A 3,855-nucleotide genomic window follows, 5' to 3' on the forward strand; every position below is an offset into this window, starting at 1 on the left:
TGGTTGAGCCGCAAATTCTCAATTCAACTGTACATCATTCGGGCGTTTTCTCAATTCAAATGTATACGCGTAAATCAGCAGCGTTTCGTAACGCATTGAAATTCAACAGGCCGATTTCTCAATTTCTGATGTGTCCTGACAGAGGATGAGGCATGGAAAGCGTTTCCCACTTGGCTCAACGGACGTAAGTTGCTGCGTAGTGCTGTTGTCTAGAGCTTGAACAGGCCCATTGAATTGTATTTCTCGATCTCCTTCGCATTTGCCAAAGCAGGCGCGCCAACCCTTTCCGGCAAGCGTCTGCGCAGGGCGAGGCTGCGTCTCCGTCCAGCGCCTTCGTCCTGCGGCCATGACGTTCAAGACGAAGCGAAATTTGCACTCGATGCGATGCGCATCGTCGAGCAATTCCCAATCCTTGGCATTTGCTCGAAGCGCCTCGGCTTCTTCACGCTTAAGCGGCGGAACGCCGCCGCGGCAGGGCGTGCGAGCCGTATTTGTCAGCGCCGCTCTCATCGATCGATTTCGCCGAAGACGATGTCGAGCGAGCCGACGATCGCCGACACGTCGGCCAGCATATGACCGCGCATAAGGTAATCCGCGGCGGCAAGATGCGCGAAGGAGGGCGCTCTGATCTTGCACCTGTACGGCCTGTTGGAGCCATCGGAGACGAGATAGACGCCGAACTCTCCTTTGGGCGCCTCAACCGCCGCGTAGACCTCGCCGACTGGCACATGAAACCCTTCGCTGTAGAGTTTGAATTGCTCGATCATCGCCTCCATCGAGCGCTTCATGTCGGCGCGTTTCGGCGACGTTATTTTATGATCATCCACCGCGATCGGTCCGTTGCCTTCGCTTGACGCCAGTCTCTCCAGGCACTGCTTCATGATATGCGTCGATTGCCGCATCTCCTCCATGCGGACGCAATAGCGGTCATAGCAATCGCCATGCTTGCCGACAGGAATGCCGAAGTCGAATTCCGAGTAGCATTCGTAAGGTTGCGCCTTGCGCAAATCCCACGCCGCGCCGCAGCTTCTGACGAACACGCCAGAAAAGCCCAAGGCCCATGCGTCTTCGAGCGTCACGACGCCGATGTCGACGTTGCGCTGCTTGAAGATGCGATTATCCGTAAGCAGGCCTTCGAGATCGTCGCAGACCTTCAAGAAAGGATCGCAGAAAGCATAAATGTCGTCGAGAAGCTTTTCGGGCAAATCCTGATGCACGCCCCCGATACGGAAGTAGTTGGCGTGCATGCGCGCGCCGGAGGCGCGCTCATAGAACACCATCAGCTTTTCGCGCTCTTCGAAGCCCCACAAATTCGGAGTGAGGGCGCCGATGTCCGACGCCTGCGTGGTGACATTGAGGAGATGAGAAAGAAGCCGACCGATCTCACAAAACAGCACGCGGATGAGTTGCGCTCGTTTCGGAAGCTCGAGCGCGAGCAGTTTTTCCGTCGCCAGACAGAAGGCGTGTTCTTGATTCATCGGCGCGACATAATCCAGGCGGTCGAAATAGGGCAGCGCTTGTAGATAGGTTTTGTTTTCGATCAGCTTCTCGGTTCCCCGATGCAAGAATCATATGCGGATCGACGCGCACGACCACCTCGCCGTTTAGTTCAAGCACAAGTCGGAGCACGCCGTGAGCCGCTGGGTGCACTGGTCCGAAATTTATCGTGAAGTCGCGTTCCGATGTGAGACTCATGATGACGCCCGAGCGATCCGTTGAGACAACGCCCTGAAAACGCGTATGTTCCCTCGAAACTCAGGGCCCAACAACTCGAACAACGCTGCGCCGCTTATGATTGTTCGAACATCTGATGACGGCGACCATTGCCCAGCCAGCAACTTTTTTTCCCGATTCGTGCGTTATCTTGTGCAGCATGATGCCGGCCTTCGCGTCCATCCTGAAACCCGTCGAGACGAGGTGCAAAAGTTGTCGATCGCAATTCGCGTTCGAAGTCGTCCCAACAAGGCGCTCGGATCGACAGTTCTTTTGCGACGTCGAAGGTGGCGCTCGACCCCACTTACCTTCATAGGAGTTGGAAAATGGCTACCGCCACTGCCCATCCGAAGTTCAATCTGATCTCGAGCGAACACGTCGTGGGTGCTAAGGTTTATGATCCGAGCGGAAAGGAGATTGGCGAAATCGACCACCTGATGATCGATGAGATCTCGGGGCAAGCGCGCTATGCCGTAGTAAACTTCTGCGGTTTCATGTGCCTGCGCCCAGGCCACCACCCGTTGCCATGGAGCTCACTCAAATTCGAAAAATCGCGAGAAGGCTACATCACGAACGTCACCCAGCAGCAGCTCGAGGCCGCCCCTGAATTCAGCGACGACAGCTGGAGCGATCGGGATTGGGAGATGCGTGTGCATCAGCACTACAGCGCGCGCCCGTACTGGGAGGAAAGCGCAGCGTTATAGATCGTTGTGAGGGCGCTTGGGATGTAATTCAAGCGACGCGGCTTGGGCTGGAACAAGACAAATGAGCGCGGATGCAGCAGATCCATCGTCGACGCTCCTGGGCGCGGCCTCCACTACGATGATCGCGTTCGAGGACGATACGATTCAGATTCCCGCCGCAATTATCGCACATGGGCTTGATCTTGAAATCCCTGCGGTTCAATCGCTAATGCGCGACGGGGAAGTGACGAGCCGTTGCGAGAAGGGTGAGAACGAGGATGCGGGGCGATATCGGCTGACATTTTTCTATAAGGGTCGGCGCTTTCAGTTGGTCATCGACTCGACGGGTAAAATCCTCCAACGATCAGTGATTGATTTCGGTGACAGGGCATTGCCGGCCTCGTTGCGCAAGCCCGGAATTTAGGGCGTGACCAGTGCCCCGGGAGAGCCGGTGGCGCCTGAGATTCGTGATGGAAAAAGTAAGGCTTCGGCAGCGGCGCCCAAGCGGTTTCTACCCCTGTCGCCATGGCGACAGTAGTTGAACCAGGCGCGCGCGACGCAGCGCTCGCGATCGAAGAGAGGCTGGGCCGATCCCTTCGTCTTTACGGCTTGGAAAGCGTCGAGGTTTCTCCGTCGGGTGTCTCTTCACGACCGAGGTGCTCGACGGTTGCGGATGCAAGGTAATTCATGAGCCAATTCAGCATCGCCTTTTCTCGAAGCAGAATATCCTCACAAACTCCACGCGTCTCCTCGTCTCCCACAGACGCGGCTGAGGCAATTAAAATATTATAGCATGAAATCTCCGTGATGGCTCGTTTGACGAGCTTATCGCCCACGAACGCGCCGCTAAGACCCTGCCCCATAGCGACACATTGTCCTGCCGATTCTCTCCAACTTGGCCCGCCTTCACCGCTCCGCTCTCCATACCCCTGCAGTGCGGCTGCCTGATCCCGTGCTTCTTGGAGATGGCGTTCAATTTGCGCTTTGACATCTGGGTAGTTTTCGATCCCCTCAGCGAGTGCGTCGAGCATTGTCGTGGCTTGCTTCTCCATTGCCTGGGCGTCACGAAGCCAATCCGTTAGTCGTGTCTCTGCGGTCGCCATGCGTTCTATCCGTGTAACAGTTGATAGGGACCACGGAGAGATCGCGGATTTGACGCAATAGCGCCCGCCAAAACCAATTTACCCGGCAGCGGTCGAGGTGTCGCGAAAGCGCACGGCAAATGATCAATGCAGCTCATAGCGTGATAGCCGCAGTTTGCGAAAATGATAGAGTTGTCTTGGAAAAGTCGTACCTGCGTCGGCAGCCCGTGTGTGTGACAATTTCGGAAACACCTTTGCCAATCGAGCGTTGCCGCTCTATCTCTTTGCGAAGAGAAGATGAAGCGCCTCGTAAGCAGCCGTTTCGGCGTCCGCAATGGCCTTGAGCGTAGCCCAGAAGCTGATCGAATCCCACCGTG

Annotated in this window: 3 protein-coding genes and 1 pseudogene; 2 read left to right on the top strand and 2 right to left on the bottom strand. The window is 56.1% G+C overall.

Annotated elements, in window-relative coordinates; genetic code table 11:
* Positions 1 to 506: 506 nt before the first annotated feature.
* Positions 507 to 1,695: pseudogene (locus ACR65W_RS19105) on the bottom strand (NADH-quinone oxidoreductase subunit D).
* Positions 1,696 to 2,039: 344 nt separating this feature from the next.
* On the opposite strand from ACR65W_RS19105, the gene ACR65W_RS19110 reads away from it, so the two are divergent.
* Both ACR65W_RS19110 and ACR65W_RS19115 read left to right on the top strand, forming a co-directional pair.
* A complete protein-coding gene (locus ACR65W_RS19110; protein WP_196399012.1) occupies positions 2,040 to 2,417 on the top strand; it encodes a PRC-barrel domain-containing protein in 378 nt (125 codons plus the stop codon).
* Positions 2,418 to 2,478: 61 nt separating this feature from the next.
* Complete coding sequence (locus ACR65W_RS19115) at positions 2,479 to 2,820, top strand: DUF6522 family protein (RefSeq protein WP_196399013.1); 342 nt, start codon at positions 2,479 to 2,481, stop codon at positions 2,818 to 2,820.
* Positions 2,821 to 2,998: 178 nt separating this feature from the next.
* Here the strand turns inward: ACR65W_RS19115 and ACR65W_RS19120 are convergent, their stop codons facing one another.
* Complete coding sequence (locus ACR65W_RS19120; RefSeq protein ID WP_196399014.1) at positions 2,999 to 3,499, bottom strand: DUF892 family protein; 501 nt, start codon at positions 3,497 to 3,499, stop codon at positions 2,999 to 3,001.
* Between the last annotated feature and the right edge of the window lie 356 nt (positions 3,500 to 3,855).

Source organism: Methylocystis sp. (assembly GCF_051062815.1).
Classification (GTDB): domain Bacteria; phylum Pseudomonadota; class Alphaproteobacteria; order Rhizobiales; family Beijerinckiaceae; genus Methylocystis.

What these genes read in the sequence shown, in the direction of transcription:
- ACR65W_RS19110 (WP_196399012.1), top strand. Translation starts at nt 2,040, where the DNA reads ATGGCTACCGCCACTGCCCATCCGAAGTTCAATCTGATCTCGAGCGAA.
- ACR65W_RS19120 (WP_196399014.1), bottom strand. Translation starts at nt 3,499, where the DNA reads ATGGCGACCGCAGAGACACGACTAACGGATTGGCTTCGTGACGCCCAG.
- ACR65W_RS19115 (WP_196399013.1), top strand. Translation starts at nt 2,479, where the DNA reads ATGAGCGCGGATGCAGCAGATCCATCGTCGACGCTCCTGGGCGCGGCC.